Origin of the sequence: Psychrobacter sp. AH5 (assembly GCF_040371085.1) — a bacterium.
Classification (GTDB): domain Bacteria; phylum Pseudomonadota; class Gammaproteobacteria; order Pseudomonadales; family Moraxellaceae; genus Psychrobacter.
Map to the genome: position 1 here is coordinate 171,554 of NZ_JAMBMT010000001.1, position 19,265 is coordinate 190,818.

Genomic DNA, 19,265 nt, shown 5'->3' on the forward strand with positions numbered 1-19,265 from the left:
GAGTTGGCGCTAGACTTATGAATCAACTCATAGATAGCGTTTGACATTATCAGTAGTTACGACCATCATCACCAAGCCGTTTTTAAAAAAAGACAGCGCTTAGTGGTTAAAAAAGCGTGTTTGCCGCTTATTGCTGCATTACTGTTATGGTCTTATAGTGGATACAGCCTAACACTTACGGCTATTTTTATCATCAATTCTCTTACAAGGCCAGTTCCATGGACCTAACTCTCTCTTTGGAGATTATCTTGATGCTGACCGCAGTAGCGGCGCTAGCGGGCTTTATTGATGCCATTGCTGGCGGTGGTGGCTTACTGACTATTCCGGCAATGCTATTAGCTAATATACCACCAGTTATGACTTTAGGCACCAATAAGTTGCAGGCTGCCTCAGGAGCGCTTGCTGCTTCCATTACCATGATAAAAAAGGGGGTAATCAAGCCTGCACGTATTAAGACCGCTATTATTGCTGCGTTTATCGGCTCGATTATTGGCTCTATCGCCGTACAATTATCACCGCCTGATTTATTAGAAAAGCTGATTCCCTTTTTAATTGCCGCTATCGGCATTTATACCTTGTTTGCACCAAAACTTGGAGAAGTAGAAGCCGCGCCGCGCATCTCAGAGGCGGCTTGGCAGAAGGTTGCCTCGCCTTTGATTGGTTTTTATGATGGTTACATGGGCCCTGGCACCGGCATGTTTTTTGCTTTGGGCAATGTTGCGCTAAGGGGCCGACAAATTATTGAGGCCACTGGCGCCGCTAAAGTGCTTAACCTCTCCACCAACGTCGGCTCACTTATCTTTTTTATCTTAGGCGGTAATGTGCTATGGACAGTGGGACTAGCGATGATGGTTGGACAGACCATAGGCGCTTATTTTGGCTCGCACATGGTGGTAAAAGGCGGGAGCAAACTCATTCGTCCGGTGATCGTCTTAGTGTGTTTGGCGATGGTAACTAAATATGTTCTAGGATAAGCTGATTTATTTCATTATTAAAAGCATTACTCTGTAATTGGCCTAAAAAATATAACGCTAAAAAATCCCAACCTACTTAGTCTAAAAAGGCTGGGACTCTGCAAAATGGAGTTTATGGGCTGATTTAACCTATTGTAAATCCCTGCTCTATCAAGCTATTTACGCTTTATCACTCTCATCTATCTCTTCTCGGCGCAAACCGTCTTGCCATTTACCGCTTTCAGTAGCACTAAGCTGGTTTGGCTCTAACTCTTCTGCGTGCGGCTGTGGTATTGAGTCATTTAAGTCGTCCGCTTGTAAGACTTGGTCACGACTATGATTGTAGCTCATACGCTCTTTGAGAGTAGACTCAGCATCACGATGACGGTGTTTGAGTGCTTCTTCATCAGGATGAGCTTTACTAAAATCAGTCTGCTCAGCCGCTTCTTTGAGCGTATCTTGCTCATCAACCCTCTCAACATCACCATCGCTCTCATAACCATGATTAGGATTGGCATCGCCCGTTTCTTCATCAATAGGCTTACCAGCTTCACTTTTGAGCTGGGCGTAATCGGTGAGCTTACGCACAGCGTTCTCAAGACTATGAGGATTATCGCGCTGTTGTACTTGTTGTAGATGCTCATCAAAGATATCTGTCAATAATGAGTCATAACGTAAGCCATTATAATGAATCAATTGCTCAGCTTCGCTTTCAGTGATATCACCGCTTTGGCTAGCTTGCACCACGTGATCTTCAAACGTTAACCCTGCAAACTCGCCATTATGCTCTGCTTTTTTGAACTTTTGCCAGAGCGGTTCTATCTCAAGTAAAGACTGATAAGCGTGTTCCATTCGGCCTGTGACATCGTCTGCATCGGTATTATAATAAACCATGGTTTTTAGGTAATCCCGAAATGGATTAGCTGCAAAGTCATCCATGAAAGTATCGCCAAGCTTAACTTTTAGCTCATCGCTAGTAGGAGTAAAGATACGTCCAATTGGGAAAGTGACAAAACCTACTAGATTTGCGGCCATGCGATTTGGGAAATTAGCAAAAAACGACACAAAGGCCTCTTGAATAGTGTACAAACTATCTTGTAAAGCCACCTTTGCATGCAAACGCTCGGTCTCAGATTTACCGCCATTTTCGTAGAACTGCAAAATAGCAGTGGCGATAAACAGATGACCATGAATATCCGCTAATCGGCCAGAGAGCATCTCTTTACGCTTTAAATCTCCAGCTAATAAGCCTAATGCCATATCAGCGGTTAAGGCAAAACTAGCGCTCAAACGATTGATATGTTGGTAATAAGGGCGAGTGAATTTGTCCGCAAAGCTTGGCGCGTCACTGCTACCACCGATGTAACCGGCGACAAAGGCTCTAGCACCGCGGTTAAAGGTATAACCTAAGTGTTTAAAAAATAAAGTATCAAACTCTTTGACTGCGCTTTGTTTATCTTCGCTTTGCAATAATTGCAGCTCATCAAATAAATAAGGGTGGCAGCGCATAGCGCCTTGACCAAATATCATCAGTGAACGCGTCAGAATATTAGCGCCTTCAACGGTAATAGACACCGGAATAGCTTGATAAGGCGTGGTCAAAAAGTTACGGGGGCCCATCTGAATACCGCGGCCACCAAGCACATCCATGCCATCATTAACCACTTCGCGCATGGTTTCAGTCGCATAGTATTTAGCCATCGCTGTCATCACTGACGGTGTACCGCCTTGGTTTAGACCACAAGTGACGAGGTGCCGAAAGGCTTCTAACATATAAGTTTGACTAGCCATACGGCTAGTAGCGTCTTGCACTCCTTCGAATTTACCGACTGAGATCTTAAACTGCTCACGTACTTTGGCAAAAGCGCCGACCGACAGATAAGTCATCTCGCTAGCTGAAGTCGATAACGCTGGCAAGGAGATACCGCGGCCAACGCCTAGGCACTCCATTAGCATCCGCCAGCCGCGTCCTGCGTTCTCAATACCGCCGATAATATAATCTAAAGGAATAAAAACATCGGTGCCATCGACAGTACCATTCATAAAGGGCGAACCACTTGGATTGTGACGAGGACCGGTGATAACGCCTTCATGGCTAGCCGGCACTAACGCACAAGTAATGCCATAATCTGTTTTGTTAGGATCGCCAAGTAAGCCTTCTGGGTCATACATCTTAAAGGCCAAACCGACCACAGTAGCGATAGGCGCAAGCGTAATCCAGCGCTTAGAGAAATTCATTCGTAGACCAAGCACTTGCTTGCCTTCATGGTCGCCATAACAAACTACACCCGTATCTGGTATTGCGCCTGCATCTGAGCCCGCTTCGGGCCCTGTCAACCCAAAACAGGGAATCTCAGTACCATCGGCAAGACCGGGTAGCCAGCGCTGCTTTTGCTCATCCGTACCGTAATGCATCAGTAGCTCACCTGGGCCCAAGGAGTTGGGAACCATGCAACTGACGGCAGCGGTTGGCGAGCGCGAAGCAATTTTACTCATCACTCGGCTTTGCGCGTAAGAGCTAAAATCAAGACCGCCAAATTCTTTAGGAATGATGAGTCCCAAAAAGCCTTTGTCTTTGATAAATTGCCAAGCTTCTGGCGATAAGTCTTTTTCTTCGTGCTGAATCTGCCATTCATCAAGCATAGCGCAAAGCTCTTCGACTTCATTATCAATAAAGCTTTGTTCTTCTTCAGAGAGCTGCGGATAAGGATACTGAGCAAAGGTACTCCAATCCGGCGCGCCCATAAACAGCTCTTTTTCCCACCAGCTAGTCCCTGCATCGAGTGCCTCACGCTCCGTATCACTCATACTTGGCATCGCGCCGCCCAAAGTCTTATAGACGGGCTTGGTAATGAGCGCTTGACGAAGAGGGGTAATGAGCAGCACCAAACAAAGTAGCGCAATAGGAATGCCCAAAATAAGTGACCATGGACTAATAATAGCCGTCACTATCACCGTAGCAATAGCAACAATACTGCCAGTCACCCTAGATAAGGACATTAAAAAGAGGGCCAACACCATGGCTAGCTGAATAAATACTGCCAAAATAAATAAGCCAATCGCCATGATGGTCTCCTTAATAAGGGCTAATAAAATGACATTTTTTTTATAAATAACGCCAAAACGCCATTAACATTATTATTTGATAATTCTATCTATTAATATGAAATATTACTTGACAATTATCAACCACAAAAATGCTGCCACATGTCGAGAATATGTATCAGTTAGCCAATAACTTTCGATAAACATCAGCGTAAGGGGATTAAAGAATAAAGGGAGTGTCAAAACCTGTAGTCTTATTACTGCTAACAACAGCTGGTTTGGTTATAAAAATCTTTATAATGCTTTATAGTGATAAACCATTAGCTAAAGGGTGCCAAGCCTTTTTCGGCATAAGATAAGGTGTCGTTGCGGCCGACAATGATATGATCAATTAAAGATAAATCTAATAAGTCGCAAGCTTTTTTGAGCTCATAAGTTAATACGTTATCCGCTGTGGAAGGGGTAGCATCAGTATGAGGATGATTATGGGCGATAATCAGTTGGCTGGCGGCGTGAGTGAGCGCATGGCGTAACACGTGTTTGATACACACCGAGCACGAGGAGATACCACCGGTAAATAAGATCTCGTAATTTAGTAGACTTAAGGCGTTATCTAAACACAGCACGGCAAAAACCTCTCTAGGCTCCCCGCGCAGTTGGGTACTGATATAGTCCTTGACCACTTGCGAGCGTCCAAGCGCTTGCCCGGTCTTGAGTTGACTATCTAAATAACGAGTACCCATCTCAAGCGAGGCAAGCATTTGCGCGTACTTGGCAGGACCGATGCCATGGCAGGCGAGTACGGTCTCTTTTGGGGCGGCCAATAGCTCAGCAAGCGTGCCAAACTCGTCAATTAAATGCCTTGCAAGCTCAATGGCCGATTGCGACTGAGTGCCAGTACGCAAAAATATCGCTAATATCTCAGCATCAGAGAGATGACTGGCGCCAAATTTTAATAGCTTTTCGCGCGGTCTATCATCTTCATGCCAGTCTTTGATAGCCATCAGTTTTCCTTTTTTGACTTAGTTTGTTAGTTTCGCTTTAGACTCAATACTCAAAAAATATTTGAAAAGTACTCAAAAAAAGGCTTTGTTTGCAATAGCCTTATAAAACCTTCCCTAACTTATCTCATAATTGTTACTATAAGCGCAATTTTTATCTTCTTTCTTTTACCTTCTACTGATCGATGTCACGCCTATGTCAAAAGTTCTACTCGCTATTACTGGCGGTATCGCCGCTTATAAATCTGCTTTTTTTGCCCGTCTGCTTATCAAAGCAGGGTTTGAGGTGCGGGTTATTATGACCACCGGCGCACAGGCCTTTATTACGCCGCTGACTTTGCAAGCTCTAACCGGTAATGAGGTGCATACCTCTTTGCTCGATGAAGAAGCGGAAGCGGGTATGGGTCATATTGAGCTGGCAAAGTGGGCAGACCTAATTGTTATCGCGCCAGCTTCTGCCAATACTTTAGCGCGATTGGCTATGGGTATGGCGGATGACTTGCTGACCACCGTTTGTCTGGCGACTACCGCGCCTGTCATCTTGGCTCCGGCGATGAATCAGCAAATGTGGGCGCACCCTGCGGTGAGTCTTAATGTGCAGACTTTACGCGATATGAATTATCATATCATCATGCCAGCCAGTGGCGAGCAGGCCTGCGGTGATGTTGGTGCTGGGCGTTTGCCTGAGCCTGAGCAGTTATTGAGCGAAGTGCAATTGTTCAGCGCACAGCTTAATACGGAGCAGCGTTTGGCTGGCAAGCGCGTGGTTATTACGGCCGGGCCAACGGTAGAGGCGATAGATCCGGTACGCTATTTGTCCAATCACTCCTCTGGCAAGATGGGCTTTGCTTTAGCGACAGCTTGCCGTGATGCAGGCGCGCAGGTAATTTTAATCGCTGGTGGTAAAGTGACCTTACCGACGCCACTGGGTGTCACCCGTATCGATGTGTTATCCGCCGAGCAAATGCTCATTGCCGCGCAGCAGTGTGTCGATGGCAGTCATAGCGCTTTGCAAACGATGCCAACTATAACGTTCGACCGGCAAAATCATGACCATGAACATGAGCGTCATCACGATCACGAGCATGGCGACTGTGATTGTGATGAAACGGACAGCTTTATAGAAGATATGACTATAAATAAACCTGCCGATATCTTTATTGCGACAGCAGCGGTTGCTGATTATCGTACTCGCGATGCAGCTCCACAAAAAATCAAAAAAACTCAGGAGGCCATGAATCTCGATCTGGTTAAAAACCCTGACATTTTAGCGACCATCTCTTTGGCACACCCAGAGCTATTTGTAGTGGGTTTTGCTGCAGAGACTCAAGATGTTGAGCGTTATGCCCGTGGCAAATTAGCCGCCAAAGATTTAGATATGATCGCCTGTAATGATGTCTCGCGCGCCGATATCGGCTTTGCTAGCGATGATAATGCTATGCAAGTATTTTTTGCCGATCATTATGAGCATGATTCCATCGTTTTAGATAAAGCCAGTAAAGATAACATCGCCGAACAACTTGCCGCTATTATCGGTGAGACGCTCGCGCAGCGCCATAAAGCTTAGAATTACTATCACTTTTGCTATGACCTAGCCTTGAGCTGTGAGCTAATATTTATGTTAGATAGTGATAATACTCAGACTTGGCTGTTATTGGCTATTTTCGCCTTTGCTTCTTTGTTACATGGGATTAGCGGCTTAGGGGTGACTTTAGTCACGACCTCGGCGCTAGCGAGTATTTATCCTTTGCCGCAAGCTATCGTGCTAGTGATATTTCCCTCATTACTGCTCAATGCTATGACTTGGTTAAGTGGCGGTGGTCGTAGTCTCTGGCAGAATTTTAGTTATTATGGCAGGCGCTATTGGCTGCTGGCGTTAATGAGTTTACTCGGTAGTCTGCTTGGCGCAAAGCTGTTGTTATGGGTCGATAGTGCTTATATTTTGCTAGTTTTGGCGCTGGTTATTGGCTTTTATGTGATTACTAGTCTACTAGGCAAGCAGATCCGTCTGCCGAATACTCAGCCTATGCTTATTATCGTAGGTATCAGCGCGGGTATTATTGGCGGTGCGACCAATGCTATGTCGACTATTTTGATGATGTATTTATTATCAGCAAGTGATGATAAAGATACCATCGCCAAAGTAGGAAATATGTGCTATTTCTTAGGCAAGATTGCGCAGATTATCGTTTTGCGTGAGCCTATTATGGCGCTAAGTGGCAGTGAGTGGCAGCTGATTGTTTTACTTAGCCTTTTATCCATCGCCGCTTTATTGATAGGTATTCGTCTGCGCCGCTATCTACCACAAGCGCGCTTTCGTCAACTTATTTTACTTATATTAAGCGTACTTGGAATAAGAGTAGGCTGGCAGGCGCTTAGCGCTTTGTTTTAATATTATTGTTTTAGCATTAGCGTTTTACAACCACTACTGTTTAACCAATTATCTTGCCAAAATACAATTGCTGCGCCACTCTAAAAGTATTACAGTGCGCCTCGACTACATCTTCGATATCCTCTGAGTAACCGCCGCCCATGACGATAGCGACTGGGATATTGGCGTCTTTGGCTTGCTGCAATACATATTTATCACGCGCTTTGCAGCCCTCTTGCGTCAGTGCTAATTTGCCAAGTTTATCGGTTGCTAGCACATCGACTGCCGATTGATAAAAAATCATATCGGGCGCGACTTCGTTTATGAGGCGCGGCAAGGTATCGTATAAAATGGCTAAATAGTCTTCATCACTGGTATCATTAGCCAGCTCAATATCAAGATCAGAGACTTGTTTGCGAAAAGGATAATTCTTGGCGCCATGTATGCTAAAGATAAACACCCGCGGCTCGTCCTGCATAATACTGGCGTTACCGTTGCCTTGGTGCACGTCTAAATCGATAACCAATATCTTCTTTGCTTGGCCACGATTTAACAATAAGTTGCTAGCGATACAGACATCGTTAAATACACAAAAGCCCTCGCCGTGATCGGCAAAAGCGTGATGGGTGCCGCCTGCGACATTCATCGCTACCCCATACTGCTGAGCATATAGCGCGCACTCATAGGTAGCATGAGCGATATGACGACCGCGATCGACTAAGGCAGGCGTCATCTCAAATCCGATAGGCCGCGCCTCTTTACGAGTCAAAGTTTGGGTTTTGAGCTTATACCAATACTCAGCGGTATGGGTAGTCAAGATATCATCTTCGCTAAGCCGCTTTGGCGCAAAGAAGTTATCGCTGGTAATAGTACCCTCAGCCAGCAGCCGCTCAGGAATCATGGTGTATTTTTGCATAGGGAAGCGATGTTTTTCGGGTACTGAATAACGAAAAATCTCAGAGTAGGCAATTTTTAGCATAGTATTATTTTTAAGACCGTTATTGCATTTTTTTGGTGGGTAGAAAAAAAGTGCGAGCATCGGCTTGCGCGCGTAATTCGCCTAGTAGGGTGGGCATATCCTCGCTAGGATCTTGCGTGTTTATTAAGTCGCCAAACACCTCATAAGCGACGGTAGTCATAGCAATGACGCTTTGTAATAAGTGCTCAATAATATCATCATTAAGTCCTACGACTTCAACATCAATCGCGTTTTTGTAACGTATCTCGCCATCATTAATATCCATCTCAAGGTTACCGACCATCAAATCATAGTTGATTTGAGTGATGAGTAACATGGCGGCACTTTGATGGCTCTCTGGTATCAAAAACGGCAAAATACCATAGACCGCTAGCAAACCCTCTTTTTCTTGTACGCGAAACAGATAGCCACAGTCTACTCGGCGGTTTTTTAGACGTAAGGAGAGATGATGCGATTGCTGTGGGTCTGAGAGCCGAGGTTTATAATGAGTATAGTGCCAGTGTTTGTGACGGCAATAGAGCTTTAAATAGTCGATAATAGCCATCTCACTACCGCTATTAGCACCTTGTTTTATTAAAGACAGCTTAACACTCTTAGCCGTGTTTTTGCGCTCGCTATAGCTATCGTCAGTATTGTCTTTCTTTGTTTGCTCAGTAGTTGTAGCGGCCGCTGGCAAGTCGGGAGCATTAACATGATTAGCAGAATGAGTATCGTTAGGGTTAATGATATCTTGCGGTGCACGACTAGTCAGTAACCGTTTTAGTTTTTGCCATAAGCTGAGTTTATGATGGTTACTCATAGGTTTTGGCTCATAATTTTGGACTTAATAGCTTAGAGTTTGGGCTCTTAAAGCAAAAGATAATCCGTTATCTTCTGACTTTAAGCATAACATTAAATAAGCAATTAGCTGTCTTTTTTTGCTAAAGCGGCTTTGATATTAGGCTGCGTATAAAAAGCTTGTAGCATCTCACGTAGATGAGCGCTTAGCCAGTCACTGCTGATAGCGTCTTGGATGATAGGCCGCAGCGCTGTAGTCAATTTTGTCATCGCAAGCTTATTAATATTTAGGCTAGCTGCCAAAGTAGCGATAGAGTCAGCTTGATGATTTTGGTACCAAGTCTCAACACTAGCGGCGACTAAGCTATGCAGATAAGGCGAGAGACGCAGACGATTATAGCTTTGCTGTACGCTCGACTCTATATGATCGATACTACTATGACCGGGTTCATCGCGTAGATAAGTCTGTAGCTCGCTGACCGGCTTATCTTTGATACGTGTCCAGCCTGCGGTGAGCAGCCGCGTCACTTCGTCATTAGTCAGATGCTCCTGCGCATTACGCTCAGCACGCCGCGTCAAATCCTTAATATTACGATGCAAGTAGGTTTGTAGTTTGCCATCGAGATTGCTATTGGTGGCTTTTTCAAATGAGCTGCGCCCTATTTTCATCAATTTGCCAACGCCGCCTGCTTTATCAAGGGTGGTTTCCATAAAGTCGTTGATGGCGTGATAAAGGGTCTGAGTCAATAGATCGGCAAAAGCATCATTACCGATAAAGCTATGAATTAAAGCATTACGCTGCTCGTCATGACTGCCGATATAACTTGCGAGAGTCTCAATTTGTGTGTCATCAACCAGCTCGCGTAGCGGCATGTTGTCATTGACAGGATGGTAGATAACGGTTTGCAAAATAGCACGAATATCGGTGCGCATGATCTCAGTCATTGGCTGACTGAGTAACCAGCCATTAATGAGGCGCTGTAAGTCCTCACTACTCACATATCGACTCATTTGCTGCGCGCTAAGCCACTGCCAAGCTTCCTCAGCTAAAGGCTGCGCTTGCTGAGTGAGCCACTGCTGCATAAAGCTTATCTGCGCCTCTATCAAATCATGTAAGGAAGAGATAGGCGTTGATGGCTTATTTGCATCGTTGTTTTGTAGGTTTTGAGCATTATCAAGTGGTAAGTGGTTATTCGCGGTCATATTTGCAGCCATATTTGAGGTTATGATATTCGACTATTTGCTATACTAGGGCGTATTAAAAATCCAACATCGCCTAAGTTATTTATCGGTTTGCTTAGCATAGCGTATTATGACATGAGGGTAGCGGATGTTTTTGATAAAAGTTTATGACTTTTTTGGCTTTGTTTTATGAATCAGCTTGACATGTATTAGGGCTCAGTTGCGCTTTTTTAACTGCTGAGTCGTTAAAATATTAAAATTATAAGAGGTCTTGATGAGTCAGTCGCCTTTCTCTACTCCTAAAGCTGCGCCTTTATTAACGATAGATAATCTGACGGTACAGCGCGGTGAGACGGCTTTGTGTGCAGGGGTTGAGCTGCAACTAGCGGCTGGCGGTATTTGTCATTTGATTGGTGCTAATGGTACTGGTAAAACCACGCTGCTTATGCAACTTGCCGGTCTGTTGCCTGTGCTGCGTGGCACTATCCGTTATCAAGGAAGAGCCGGCTTACCGATACAGCCGCTCTATATCTCGCATCAGTTAGGCATTCACCCTAATCTGACGGTCTCACAAAACCTAACCTTTTTGCTAAACCTCTACGGCATAACGCCAAGCGCTACGGATATCGATGCCGCTTTGGCTTGGGTAGGCTTGCAGGGTTTTGAGACGATCAGCTCAAGTCACTTATCAGCAGGGCAGACGCGGCGTATTACTTTGGCTCGGCTGTATTTAATGAGCGTAGAGGTGACACCTTTATGGCTGCTAGATGAGCCTTTTACCGCGCTTGATATCGATATGGTGGCGCGGATGGAGCAGCGTTTGCATAGCTTTGCCGCAGCTGGAGGCTCGATATTGATGACTAGCCATCAAGCGGTAGGCGTGGCTAATCAAGTGCTTGATTTATCAGAGTATCTTGATTTATTAGATTACGATTTTTCAGAAGACGATTTATTAGAAAGTGATTTTTTGGACTAGTAACGCTTAAACTGTAACTTTTTAGATAAGTAGATAAACAGCTAGCATCAGTATGACAAAAGCTAAAAAGGCTAGAAAGGATAACCAATGACAGACAGCCGTGTACAAGCTGCCGATAACGATATGACAAACGCTAAGCCCCTAAGCATCAGCGAAAGGAGCTCTGCGGCGCGCGGTATTAGCTTCATCCAGCTTTGGCAACGCGAATGGCAAGTCAAGCAGCAAGGAGCGGTGCAGTGGTTGTATCCGCTAGTGCTGTTCTTGGTGATTATTACTTTGTTTCCATTAGCGGTCGGCAGTGAGCCGCAGTTATTGCAGCGTTTGGGAGTCTCAGCGGTGTGGATTGCCGCCTTGCTATCATTAGTAATGGGCGTTGATGGACTTTTCAAGCCAGCACTCGATAATGGCACGCTTGCGCAGTTGGTGGTGGCCAAAGCCTCGCTACCTTTATGGGTGCTAATGCGCTTGGTGATTCACTGGATTTTTAGTAGTGGCATAGTGGCGCTACTGAGCTTATTAGCGGTGCCGCTATTTGGCTTGAGCTGGTTTGAGGCAGGGATTTTGATGGCCTCTATTATCGCTGGGAGTCCGATGCTACTGATGTTATCGGCTATCGCTAGCAGTTTGACCTTATCGCTCAAAAATGGCGCGGTACTTGTGCCGCTGATTGCGCTACCGATGCAGCTCCCTGTATTGATCTTTGCGACTGGCGCGGTGGATTTATTTGCCACCGGTCTCAATGGTTTGCCTATTTTAGCTTTGCTACTGGCTGGCAGTATTGTCTCGGTATTAGTGATGCCATGGGTCATTGCTATGACCTTAAGAATGTCGTGGTTAAATTAAAGCTAGCCTACTAGGGCGTGTTGAAGCGCGCGAACTTTGCTATAATAGAAGCCTATAGTTTTTGCCGCTTACTTAATACGGACAAAGGCTATTATTCATAGTAGAGCTATAAAGACTAGCTCGCTATTAGCCGCCTTAACATTAGCGCTGTAATTAGCGAGTTGTAGTGATCAATCCATATGCTGTGCAATAGGTTTATTCCATGCCCAACCTAAATAACGTCTCATCTCCTAGCCTGTGGCAGCGTATCTGGCAAGGCTTCTTGACCACTGTTGGTACCAAGCAGTTTTTTCGCCTGTTTGCGCCTTGGGTCAAATGGCTTGGCATTTTAGCTGCTATTTGCTTAGCTATCGGTAGTATTTGGGGTCTAGCTTTTGCGCCACCTGATTATCTGCAAGGCAATAGCTACCGCATTATCTTCATTCATGTGCCTGCCGCCAGCTTAGCCATCTCGATATATTTTGCCCTTGCCGTATTAGGGGTAATCTTTATGGTTTGGAAAATTAAAACCGCAAGCTTAGTAGCGCAGGCATTGGCACCATTAGGGTTTTTACTGTGCGTCATTAGTTTGCTAACAGGCTCTATTTGGGCCAAACCGACTTGGGGCACGTACTGGGTTTGGGATGCGCGCTTGACCTCCATGCTTATTTTGGCTTTTTTGTATGCTGGCGTTATGGCGTTATTTGCCGCCTTTGAGCATACAGCCAATCGCGGTAAAGCAGCAGCGATTTTATCTATTGTTGGCGCGGTGAATCTACCTATCATCAAGTATTCTGTTGAGTGGTGGAACACCCTGCATCAAGGCGCGACTTTTACCTTAACCGAAGCACCAAAGATGTCAGCAGATATGTGGATGCCGTTATTGTTGATGGTAGTAGGCAGTTATTTCTTGGTAGCAGCTTTAGCTGTTTATCGCACTAATACCCTTATCCTAAACCGCGATCAAGGCAAAGCTTGGGTAAAAGAATACATTCGTAGCCAACGTAAATAAGTGCTTAGCTGCTGTAAATTTTATGAATAATATTGTTTGCAGTATGCCTTGTAAAAAGTCGTGTAGGAGAAAAAATGCAGCCTTATTTTTATAGCTTAACTGAATTTATCACTATGGGTGATCACGGGGTTTTTGTTTGGTCATGCTGGGCGATTACCGTAGGTATGATATTCGCTTTCATAGTTTATAGCCGTAACCAGAGAAAAGCGCTACTTAAGCAATTAGCCATTCAACAAGCTCGCCAAGCCCAGCGTAATCCTAATAAAAAGGCTAAAACCGCTATCAAATAAGATATTTTTTAGTTTCTTGTCGGCTAAGCTATTTATTTAGAATCTCTGCATGCAGCAGTTTATTTAGTCAATACGAACATCAAAAATTATCATTGATTTGTACAAGCCGCGCTACCATATAATTATTGTAAGCTCAACAACAGTAAGCTTTGACTAGCTTAGCCAGTTTCGCCAATGCTTGCTATCTACTGCTACCTGCAAATCTTATTTTTGCAAAATAGCTATTTTATAAATGAGGTAAACTATGAACGCCGTTCGACGTAAAAAACTCATGTGGGTCATGTTTACGCTGGCAGGTGCCGCTATAGCCGTGGTATTAGTTATTTATGCTATCGGACAGCAGACAGATTACTACTTTGATGCCACTGCCATTGCTCAAGGTGAAGCGCCGCAAGATAAGCGTATTCGTGCAGGCGGTATGGTAGTGGCTGGCAGTGTGCAGCGTGCTCCCAACGATCCTTTGAGTGTCGAGTTTGCCATTACTGATTTTCAATCGACAGTACCGGTAACTTATCAAGGTATTTTGCCAGACTTGTTCGCTGAAAACTCAGGAGTAGTCGCTACTGGTAAGATGCAAGGGGAGACCTTTGTCGCTGGTGAAGTGTTAGCTAAGCATGACGAAAACTACATGCCGCCTGAAGTTGCCAGATCGATGAAGGAGAATAATCGCGCGGCGGTGATTCCGCCTTCTGAGCAATATAATCCTGCTGAAAAGGTTCATCAAACTCAAACCTTACAACAGTAGCTAGTATTTACTATAACTATAAACACTCACCGCTAATCTCAAATCAAAAAGCCACCGATAACGCTATCGGTGGCTTTTTTTAGTTTTGACCGTCAGTAGTATCTGACTCAGTAAGAGTTAGCGTTTAAACTTAGTCATCCCATTTTGGAGAATAGTCAGGGTGTTCAATCTTGCGCCCATCACTGCGCGCCAAAGTAGCTATTTTTTTAATCTCATCAGCGCTTAGCTCAACTTTTATTGCATCCAAGTTACCTTGTAAATGATCAGGATTAGAGGTCTTTGGAATAGCGATACGGTCTTTATCAGAGAGTATCCAAGCCAAAGAAACTTGCGCTGGGGTGATATTGTGCTTATCAGCAATTTGCTTAATAGTGTCATTGTCGAACACATCACCGCGCGCGAGTGGCGAGTAGGCTTCTAGTAAAATATGATGATTATTCAAAAAAGTCTGTAAGCTGTTTTGCTTAATAAAGGGATGAAACTCGACTTGATTGACCACAATAGGCACGTCAGCGTATTTTTTAGCTTCTATGATATTGGCGATATTAAAGTTAGAAACGCCAATATGACGGGTCAAACCTTGCTTTTGTAGCTCACACAAGGCTGGCATAGTCTCAGATAAAGGCACACGATCATCTGGCCAATGTAGCAATAATAAATCAACATAATCAGTGTCGAGATTTTCTAGCGAGCGCTTGGCTGCTGCCATCAGCTTTTCAGGCTCAAATTTCATATCATCAGGGAATATCTTAGTGGTCAAAAAGAATTTATCACGAGCCACGCCTGATTGCTTAATACCTTCTCCGACTTGCTGCTCATTATTATAAGCTTGCGCGGTGTCGATGTGCTCGTAGCCCATTTGCAGAGCTTTACTGACGATGTCTATACAGTCTTGACCAGTCGATTGCCAAGTGCCTAAACCTAATACGGGAATATTAGCTTGTCCGGCGGTACGAATGTTATAGGTTTTTGTGCTCATATTATCGTCCTTATTATTGTATAGGTTAGTGATCGGTGCTAATTAACTTCTCATTGAACTTGAGAGTTTTTATAGCGCTCCATCACTATAAGAAAAAATCATTCTAGACGATAAGGTAGATGACGCTTTCCTACAAAGCCTAAACAAGGCGTTAACGTCTTTTAGAATATAAACACATCCTTTTGTTTACCGCTAAATTAATTTGAATATCTTTATTACAAAACCTTACCCGTATAAAGGCTTTATTGATAACCCTTATGCTATAGTTGAATTAAAGAGTATATGAATCAAGTGCTTATAAAAAAATATGAAAGATAATATAGCTATAGGGCTATATTTTTATGAGTAACTATGCCAGATATTATGACCGATAGCTCTATAGAGGATGATAACTCTCTAAGTCAAAAACCGATCTCATGGTTTATTTTCGGCCTCATGGCAAGTGTCACTTTTGTCGGCATTCTCTCTGAGCTTATGCCATCTGGTATTTTGCCGCAAATGACCGCTGGTCTTGGCATTGAACAGACGCAAGTAGGGTTTTTGGTAGGTATTTATGCGCTAGCTTCAGCGATATTTGCCATTCCTTTAATCAGTGCCACCTTATGGGTGAATCGAAAAATTCTGCTGCTAGCGTTACTCACCGGCTTTGCCATCTCTAATATCGTAGTGGGACTGACCTCATCGTATTATCTGATTGTTGCGATGCGTATTTTGGGCGGCATTTGTGCCGGTATTATGTGGCCGATGATTGCCGCTTATGGTACCGCGCTGGTGCCTGAAAATATGCATGGTAAGGCGATTACTATCATTATGGCCGGTAATACCTTTGGCGTTAGTTTAGGTTTACCGATTATGACTTTTATTGGTACGCATGTCGGTTGGCGCATGTCATTTTTGGTGTTAGGTGGATTAGGAGCGCTGATTGCACTGCTCGCGATGAAGTTTTTGCCCGCAGTCAAAGGTGAGAGATTAACTCAGAGCAATTCGCCACTAGCTGTCCTAAAGATACCTGGCGTTTGGATCGTATTGGCGCTGACCTTTTTGGCCGTAGTCGCGCACTATAGTACTTATACTTATATTACTTTACTGGTCGAAACGATTGCCTTTAGCGGTGGTATTAGTCTGGCGCTGCTGATCTTCGGTATTGGTTCGGTGATCTCAGTCATTTTATCAGCCAAAATTATCGATACGCACTTGCGTGGTCTCATCGTTGGTATGTTAGGCGGCGGCGTCATCGCGATGTTGCTATTTGTGTTGTTTAAGGGTGCCAATGGCTTCTCACATATCGCTTTTTTATTATGGGGACTGGCCTTTGGCCCCCTAGTGACGATGTTTCAAACTGCCGTCAGTCATCAGGTTACTGAGGCCAAAGCCATTGCCACTTCGGTACAATCTAGTGTCTTTAACTTCTCCATTATGATTGCTACTTGGCTGGCGGGACTGATCTTAATCAATATGCCAGAAACCGGGGTTTTCGGAATCGTCTATCTCTCTATTCTATGTTTTGTTCCAGCTATTATTATCACCTTTTTATCTAAGAAAACTTTAGATGCCCCTACGATTTAGGGCGCTTAATTCATTCACTAATCAATCGTTTATTAATAAAGAGTAGGAGCTCATTATGATTAAATTTATCAATGCCAATATCTATCGCAATAGCGAAGCCACTGAGATTTTGGTCAAAGATGGTGTCATTCAACAAATGGGTACAGATTTGCCTAGCGCTGATGAAGAGATTGACCTCAAAGATCGTTTAATTGTCCCGCCTTATGTGGACTCGCATCTGCATCTTGATTATGTCTATACCGGCGGCGGCGCTGATGCTAAGAACGCTTCGGGCACCTTATTTGAAGGGATCGCTCGCTGGCATGATGTCAAAAAGACTCAGAGCTTTGCAGATGCCAAACAGCGGATGCTCAAAGGCATTCAAGAAGAAGTGTCAAAAGGGGTGCAATACATTCGTACTCATATCGACGTCTGCGATCCAGACCTGACCGGTCTTAAGGCGATGCTAGAGCTGCGCGAAGAGCTAAAAGACAACGTCACTATCCAAATTGTTGCTTTTCCGCAAGAAGGTATGTATGCCTATAAAGGCGCAGTTGAGCTGATGGAAGAAGCGCTAAAGATGGGCGCAGACTGTGTCGGCGGTATTCCGCATTTTGAATGGGCGTATGAGTTTGGCCAAGACTCCGTGCGCAAAACGGTAGAATTAGCGCTTAAATATGACAAGCTGATCGATGTGCACTGTGACGAAACTGATGATCCTCAAAGTCGCCACGTGCAACTGCTAAATGCTTTGGTGATGATCGAAGATATTGGCGCACGCTCTACCGCCAGTCATACTTGCTCGTTTGGTTCTGCTGATGATGCTTATGCGTTTCGAATGATGGGTCTGTTTGAACAATCCGGTATGAACTTTATCGCGCTACCGACTGAAAACGCTTATTTGCAAGGTCGCCAAGATACTTATCCAAAACGCCGTGGTCTGACCCGCGTCAAAGAGTTTTGGGAAAACGGTATTAATATCAGCTTTGGTCAAGACTCTATCAATGATCCTTGGTATCCAGCCGGCAATGGCAATATGATGAATATCTTAGATAATGGGATTCATCTATCGCAAACCATGTCTTTGCCGCAGCTCGATGTCTGCTTGGACTTTATTACCTTTAATGGCGCTAAGACTCTAAACATCGAAGATCAGTATGGTATAGAAGTGGGTAAGGCGGCAAACTTTTTGGTGCTAAATGCTGATACGCCGTTTGAAGCGGTGCGTCAACGTGCTGACGTGCTAGCATCCGTTCGTAATGGCAAGTATCTGTTCAAAAAGCCAGAGCCGAGCTACGAGATTGAGTTAGATGTGTTTAGAGCCACTAAGTAGTTTTTGCTAACTAGTACTCTTCTCTAAAAAAAGCCCGCTACTTTTACTTTGAGTAGCGAGCTTTTTACTGTTATGACTTAATAAGTTACTTATTGATAGCTTATTCAGCAGCGACTTCACCCGTTGCGCTAGCAGTACCGGCGCTTGCCTTAACTTTAGCTGCATATTCCTCAGGGTTCCAGATTTTTGGATATTTATAGCCTGGGAAAGTCTTATGAGCGTAAGTTTTGAATGCCTCAGAATTATAAGCTTCTGTCACATCCTTAACCCATTTTTTACCAACGTCAGCGGCTTTTACTGCTGACCAGTTGATATAGTTAAAGCTTGGCTCTTGGAATAGTGCGCTAGTTAATTCGATACCAGCATCGGTAGCATAGTTACCATTAATCACCGCAAAATCCACTTCATCCCGCGCGCGCGGTAGCTGCGCCGCTTCTAACTCAACGATTTTAATCTCATATTTGCTGTTGTCAGCGATATCTGCTTTTGAGGCGGTCAATGGATCAACATTATCTTTTAGCGTAATCCAGCCCAGATCATTCATCATTACTAGGGCACGAGCAAAGTTACTAGGATCGTTAGGAGCTGAGACGCTCATGCCTTTATAGGCCTCATCAAGGCTAGTCTTTTTACCCGAATAAATACCTAGTGGCGCGGTAGGAACTTGGAATATCTCTACCAAATCAAGATTGTTTTCAGCTTTGAAAGTATCTAAATAAGGCTTGTGCTGAAAGATATTAATATCCAAATCACCATCAGCCAAAGCCAAGTTAGGGCGAACATAATCGGTAAAAGTAATCAGCTCAACTTCATAACCTTGTGCTTCTAACGAGCCTTTAACTTGATTACGGACCATATCAGCAAAATCGCCTTCGGTAGTACCGATGATGATTTTGCTATGTTCAGGATCGATATCACCAGCTGCGGTAGTATTTTCAGCAGTCTCAGTAGTGCTGCCCTCAGTCGTTGGCGCTTCTTTGGTAGCTTCTGGTGCTGATGAGTTATTACAACCGACCAATACTAGGCCTGATACGCCGACAGTGGCAAGACCAAGTGCCAGTTGACGGCTGATATCTGTTAATTTCATGAATAATCCTTAATAAAATAAATTAGGCTAATGCTGCCAAATATAAGACTGCTAGAGTGGCGACAAAAGTAACTTTAGTTCACTATAAAGTCAAGGTTTTTACTTATGAGTAATAAGCATCAAAAGATGAATATTATTCATAAGTCATTTTTTACGTGAGGGCTTTAG

17 protein-coding genes are annotated in these 19,265 nt (G+C 44.2%); 10 read left to right on the forward strand and 7 right to left on the reverse strand.

The genetic code is table 11. The features are described 5' to 3' along the window. Positions 1-218: 218 nt before the first annotated feature. Complete coding sequence (locus M0N77_RS00730) at positions 219-974, forward strand: TSUP family transporter (protein ID WP_353102616.1); 756 nt, start codon at positions 219-221, stop codon at positions 972-974. A gap of 159 nt (positions 975-1,133) precedes the next feature. Here M0N77_RS00730 and M0N77_RS00735 read toward each other — a convergent pair whose 3' ends face one another. Then, positions 1,134-4,019, reverse strand: coding sequence for an acyl-CoA dehydrogenase (locus M0N77_RS00735; protein ID WP_353102618.1), 2,886 nt, complete (start codon positions 4,017-4,019; stop codon positions 1,134-1,136). A gap of 299 nt (positions 4,020-4,318) precedes the next feature. Next, positions 4,319-5,002: a DNA repair protein RadC gene (gene radC / locus M0N77_RS00740; protein WP_353102619.1), complete on the reverse strand. Its 684-nt coding sequence runs from the start codon at positions 5,000-5,002 to the stop codon at positions 4,319-4,321. 193 nt (positions 5,003-5,195) lie between these two features. Between radC and coaBC the strand changes: the two genes are divergently transcribed. Further along, positions 5,196-6,566, forward strand: coding sequence for a bifunctional phosphopantothenoylcysteine decarboxylase/phosphopantothenate--cysteine ligase CoaBC (gene coaBC, locus M0N77_RS00745; RefSeq protein WP_353102621.1), 1,371 nt, complete (start codon positions 5,196-5,198; stop codon positions 6,564-6,566). A 51-nt stretch (positions 6,567-6,617) separates the two neighbouring features. Next, positions 6,618-7,391 (forward strand): sulfite exporter TauE/SafE family protein, encoded by a 774-nt coding sequence (locus M0N77_RS00750; protein WP_353102623.1) that lies wholly within the window; start codon positions 6,618-6,620, stop codon positions 7,389-7,391. Positions 7,392-7,431: 40 nt separating this feature from the next. Here the strand turns inward: M0N77_RS00750 and M0N77_RS00755 are convergent, their stop codons facing one another. The 3 genes from M0N77_RS00755 to M0N77_RS00765 all read right to left on the reverse strand — a co-directional run bounded on the left by M0N77_RS00755 (position 7,432) and on the right by M0N77_RS00765 (position 10,329). Then, positions 7,432-8,349 carry a histone deacetylase gene (locus M0N77_RS00755; protein ID WP_353102625.1) on the reverse strand — a complete coding sequence of 306 codons (918 nt, stop codon included), beginning with the start codon at positions 8,347-8,349 and terminating at the stop codon, positions 7,432-7,434. Positions 8,350-8,368: 19 nt separating this feature from the next. Further along, positions 8,369-9,148: a YbjN domain-containing protein gene (locus M0N77_RS00760; RefSeq protein ID WP_353102626.1), complete on the reverse strand. Its 780-nt coding sequence runs from the start codon at positions 9,146-9,148 to the stop codon at positions 8,369-8,371. A gap of 104 nt (positions 9,149-9,252) precedes the next feature. After that, on the reverse strand, positions 9,253-10,329 hold the full coding sequence (locus tag M0N77_RS00765) for a hypothetical protein (RefSeq protein ID WP_353102628.1): 1,077 nt from the start codon (positions 10,327-10,329) through the stop codon (positions 9,253-9,255). Positions 10,330-10,582: 253 nt separating this feature from the next. Between M0N77_RS00765 and ccmA the strand changes: the two genes are divergently transcribed. The 5 genes from ccmA (at position 10,583) to ccmE (ending at position 14,153) form a co-directional block, all read left to right on the forward strand. Next, a complete protein-coding gene (gene ccmA / locus M0N77_RS00770) occupies positions 10,583-11,284 on the forward strand; it encodes a heme ABC exporter ATP-binding protein CcmA (protein ID WP_353102630.1) in 702 nt (233 codons plus the stop codon). 123 nt (positions 11,285-11,407) lie between these two features. Continuing rightward, entirely contained in the window at positions 11,408-12,127 is a 720-nt protein-coding gene (locus tag M0N77_RS00775; protein ID WP_353105539.1) for a heme exporter protein CcmB, read from the forward strand. Positions 12,128-12,329: 202 nt separating this feature from the next. Beyond that, positions 12,330-13,118 (forward strand): heme ABC transporter permease CcmC, encoded by a 789-nt coding sequence (gene ccmC, locus M0N77_RS00780; protein WP_353102632.1) that lies wholly within the window; start codon positions 12,330-12,332, stop codon positions 13,116-13,118. Between the two features lie 74 nt (positions 13,119-13,192). Then, positions 13,193-13,408 (forward strand): heme exporter protein CcmD, encoded by a 216-nt coding sequence (gene ccmD, locus M0N77_RS00785; RefSeq protein ID WP_353102633.1) that lies wholly within the window; start codon positions 13,193-13,195, stop codon positions 13,406-13,408. 244 nt (positions 13,409-13,652) lie between these two features. Continuing rightward, the gene (ccmE, locus tag M0N77_RS00790; RefSeq protein WP_353102635.1) at positions 13,653-14,153 is read left to right on the forward strand and encodes a cytochrome c maturation protein CcmE; all 501 of its coding nucleotides are present in this window, start codon (positions 13,653-13,655) and stop codon (positions 14,151-14,153) included. A gap of 130 nt (positions 14,154-14,283) precedes the next feature. Here ccmE and M0N77_RS00795 read toward each other — a convergent pair whose 3' ends face one another. Further along, on the reverse strand, positions 14,284-15,132 hold the full coding sequence (locus M0N77_RS00795; RefSeq protein WP_353102637.1) for an aldo/keto reductase: 849 nt from the start codon (positions 15,130-15,132) through the stop codon (positions 14,284-14,286). A gap of 351 nt (positions 15,133-15,483) precedes the next feature. Between M0N77_RS00795 and M0N77_RS00800 the strand changes: the two genes are divergently transcribed. Beyond that, positions 15,484-16,698 (forward strand): MFS transporter, encoded by a 1,215-nt coding sequence (locus M0N77_RS00800; RefSeq protein WP_353102639.1) that lies wholly within the window; start codon positions 15,484-15,486, stop codon positions 16,696-16,698. 55 nt (positions 16,699-16,753) lie between these two features. Further along, entirely contained in the window at positions 16,754-18,010 is a 1,257-nt protein-coding gene (locus tag M0N77_RS00805; RefSeq protein WP_353102641.1) for an amidohydrolase family protein, read from the forward strand. Positions 18,011-18,110: 100 nt separating this feature from the next. On the opposite strand, the gene M0N77_RS00810 is transcribed toward M0N77_RS00805, so the two are convergent. After that, complete coding sequence (locus tag M0N77_RS00810; protein ID WP_353102642.1) at positions 18,111-19,097, reverse strand: MetQ/NlpA family ABC transporter substrate-binding protein; 987 nt, start codon at positions 19,095-19,097, stop codon at positions 18,111-18,113. Between the last annotated feature and the right edge of the window lie 168 nt (positions 19,098-19,265).

Bases quoted from the DNA above. Each gene is read 5' to 3' on its own strand.
- M0N77_RS00730 (WP_353102616.1), top strand. From the start codon at position 219: ATGGACCTAACTCTCTCTTTGGAGATTATCTTGATGCTGACCGCAGTA.
- M0N77_RS00735 (WP_353102618.1), bottom strand. From the start codon at position 4,019: ATGGCGATTGGCTTATTTATTTTGGCAGTATTTATTCAGCTAGCCATG.
- radC (WP_353102619.1), bottom strand. From the start codon at position 5,002: ATGGCTATCAAAGACTGGCATGAAGATGATAGACCGCGCGAAAAGCTA.
- coaBC (WP_353102621.1), top strand. From the start codon at position 5,196: ATGTCAAAAGTTCTACTCGCTATTACTGGCGGTATCGCCGCTTATAAA.
- M0N77_RS00750 (WP_353102623.1), top strand. From the start codon at position 6,618: ATGTTAGATAGTGATAATACTCAGACTTGGCTGTTATTGGCTATTTTC.
- M0N77_RS00755 (WP_353102625.1), bottom strand. From the start codon at position 8,349: ATGCTAAAAATTGCCTACTCTGAGATTTTTCGTTATTCAGTACCCGAA.
- M0N77_RS00760 (WP_353102626.1), bottom strand. From the start codon at position 9,148: ATGAGTAACCATCATAAACTCAGCTTATGGCAAAAACTAAAACGGTTA.
- M0N77_RS00765 (WP_353102628.1), bottom strand. From the start codon at position 10,329: ATGACCGCGAATAACCACTTACCACTTGATAATGCTCAAAACCTACAA.
- ccmA (WP_353102630.1), top strand. From the start codon at position 10,583: ATGAGTCAGTCGCCTTTCTCTACTCCTAAAGCTGCGCCTTTATTAACG.
- M0N77_RS00775 (WP_353105539.1), top strand. From the start codon at position 11,408: ATGACAAACGCTAAGCCCCTAAGCATCAGCGAAAGGAGCTCTGCGGCG.
- ccmC (WP_353102632.1), top strand. From the start codon at position 12,330: ATGCCCAACCTAAATAACGTCTCATCTCCTAGCCTGTGGCAGCGTATC.
- ccmD (WP_353102633.1), top strand. From the start codon at position 13,193: ATGCAGCCTTATTTTTATAGCTTAACTGAATTTATCACTATGGGTGAT.
- ccmE (WP_353102635.1), top strand. From the start codon at position 13,653: ATGAACGCCGTTCGACGTAAAAAACTCATGTGGGTCATGTTTACGCTG.
- M0N77_RS00795 (WP_353102637.1), bottom strand. From the start codon at position 15,132: ATGAGCACAAAAACCTATAACATTCGTACCGCCGGACAAGCTAATATT.
- M0N77_RS00800 (WP_353102639.1), top strand. From the start codon at position 15,484: ATGCCAGATATTATGACCGATAGCTCTATAGAGGATGATAACTCTCTA.
- M0N77_RS00805 (WP_353102641.1), top strand. From the start codon at position 16,754: ATGATTAAATTTATCAATGCCAATATCTATCGCAATAGCGAAGCCACT.
- M0N77_RS00810 (WP_353102642.1), bottom strand. From the start codon at position 19,097: ATGAAATTAACAGATATCAGCCGTCAACTGGCACTTGGTCTTGCCACT.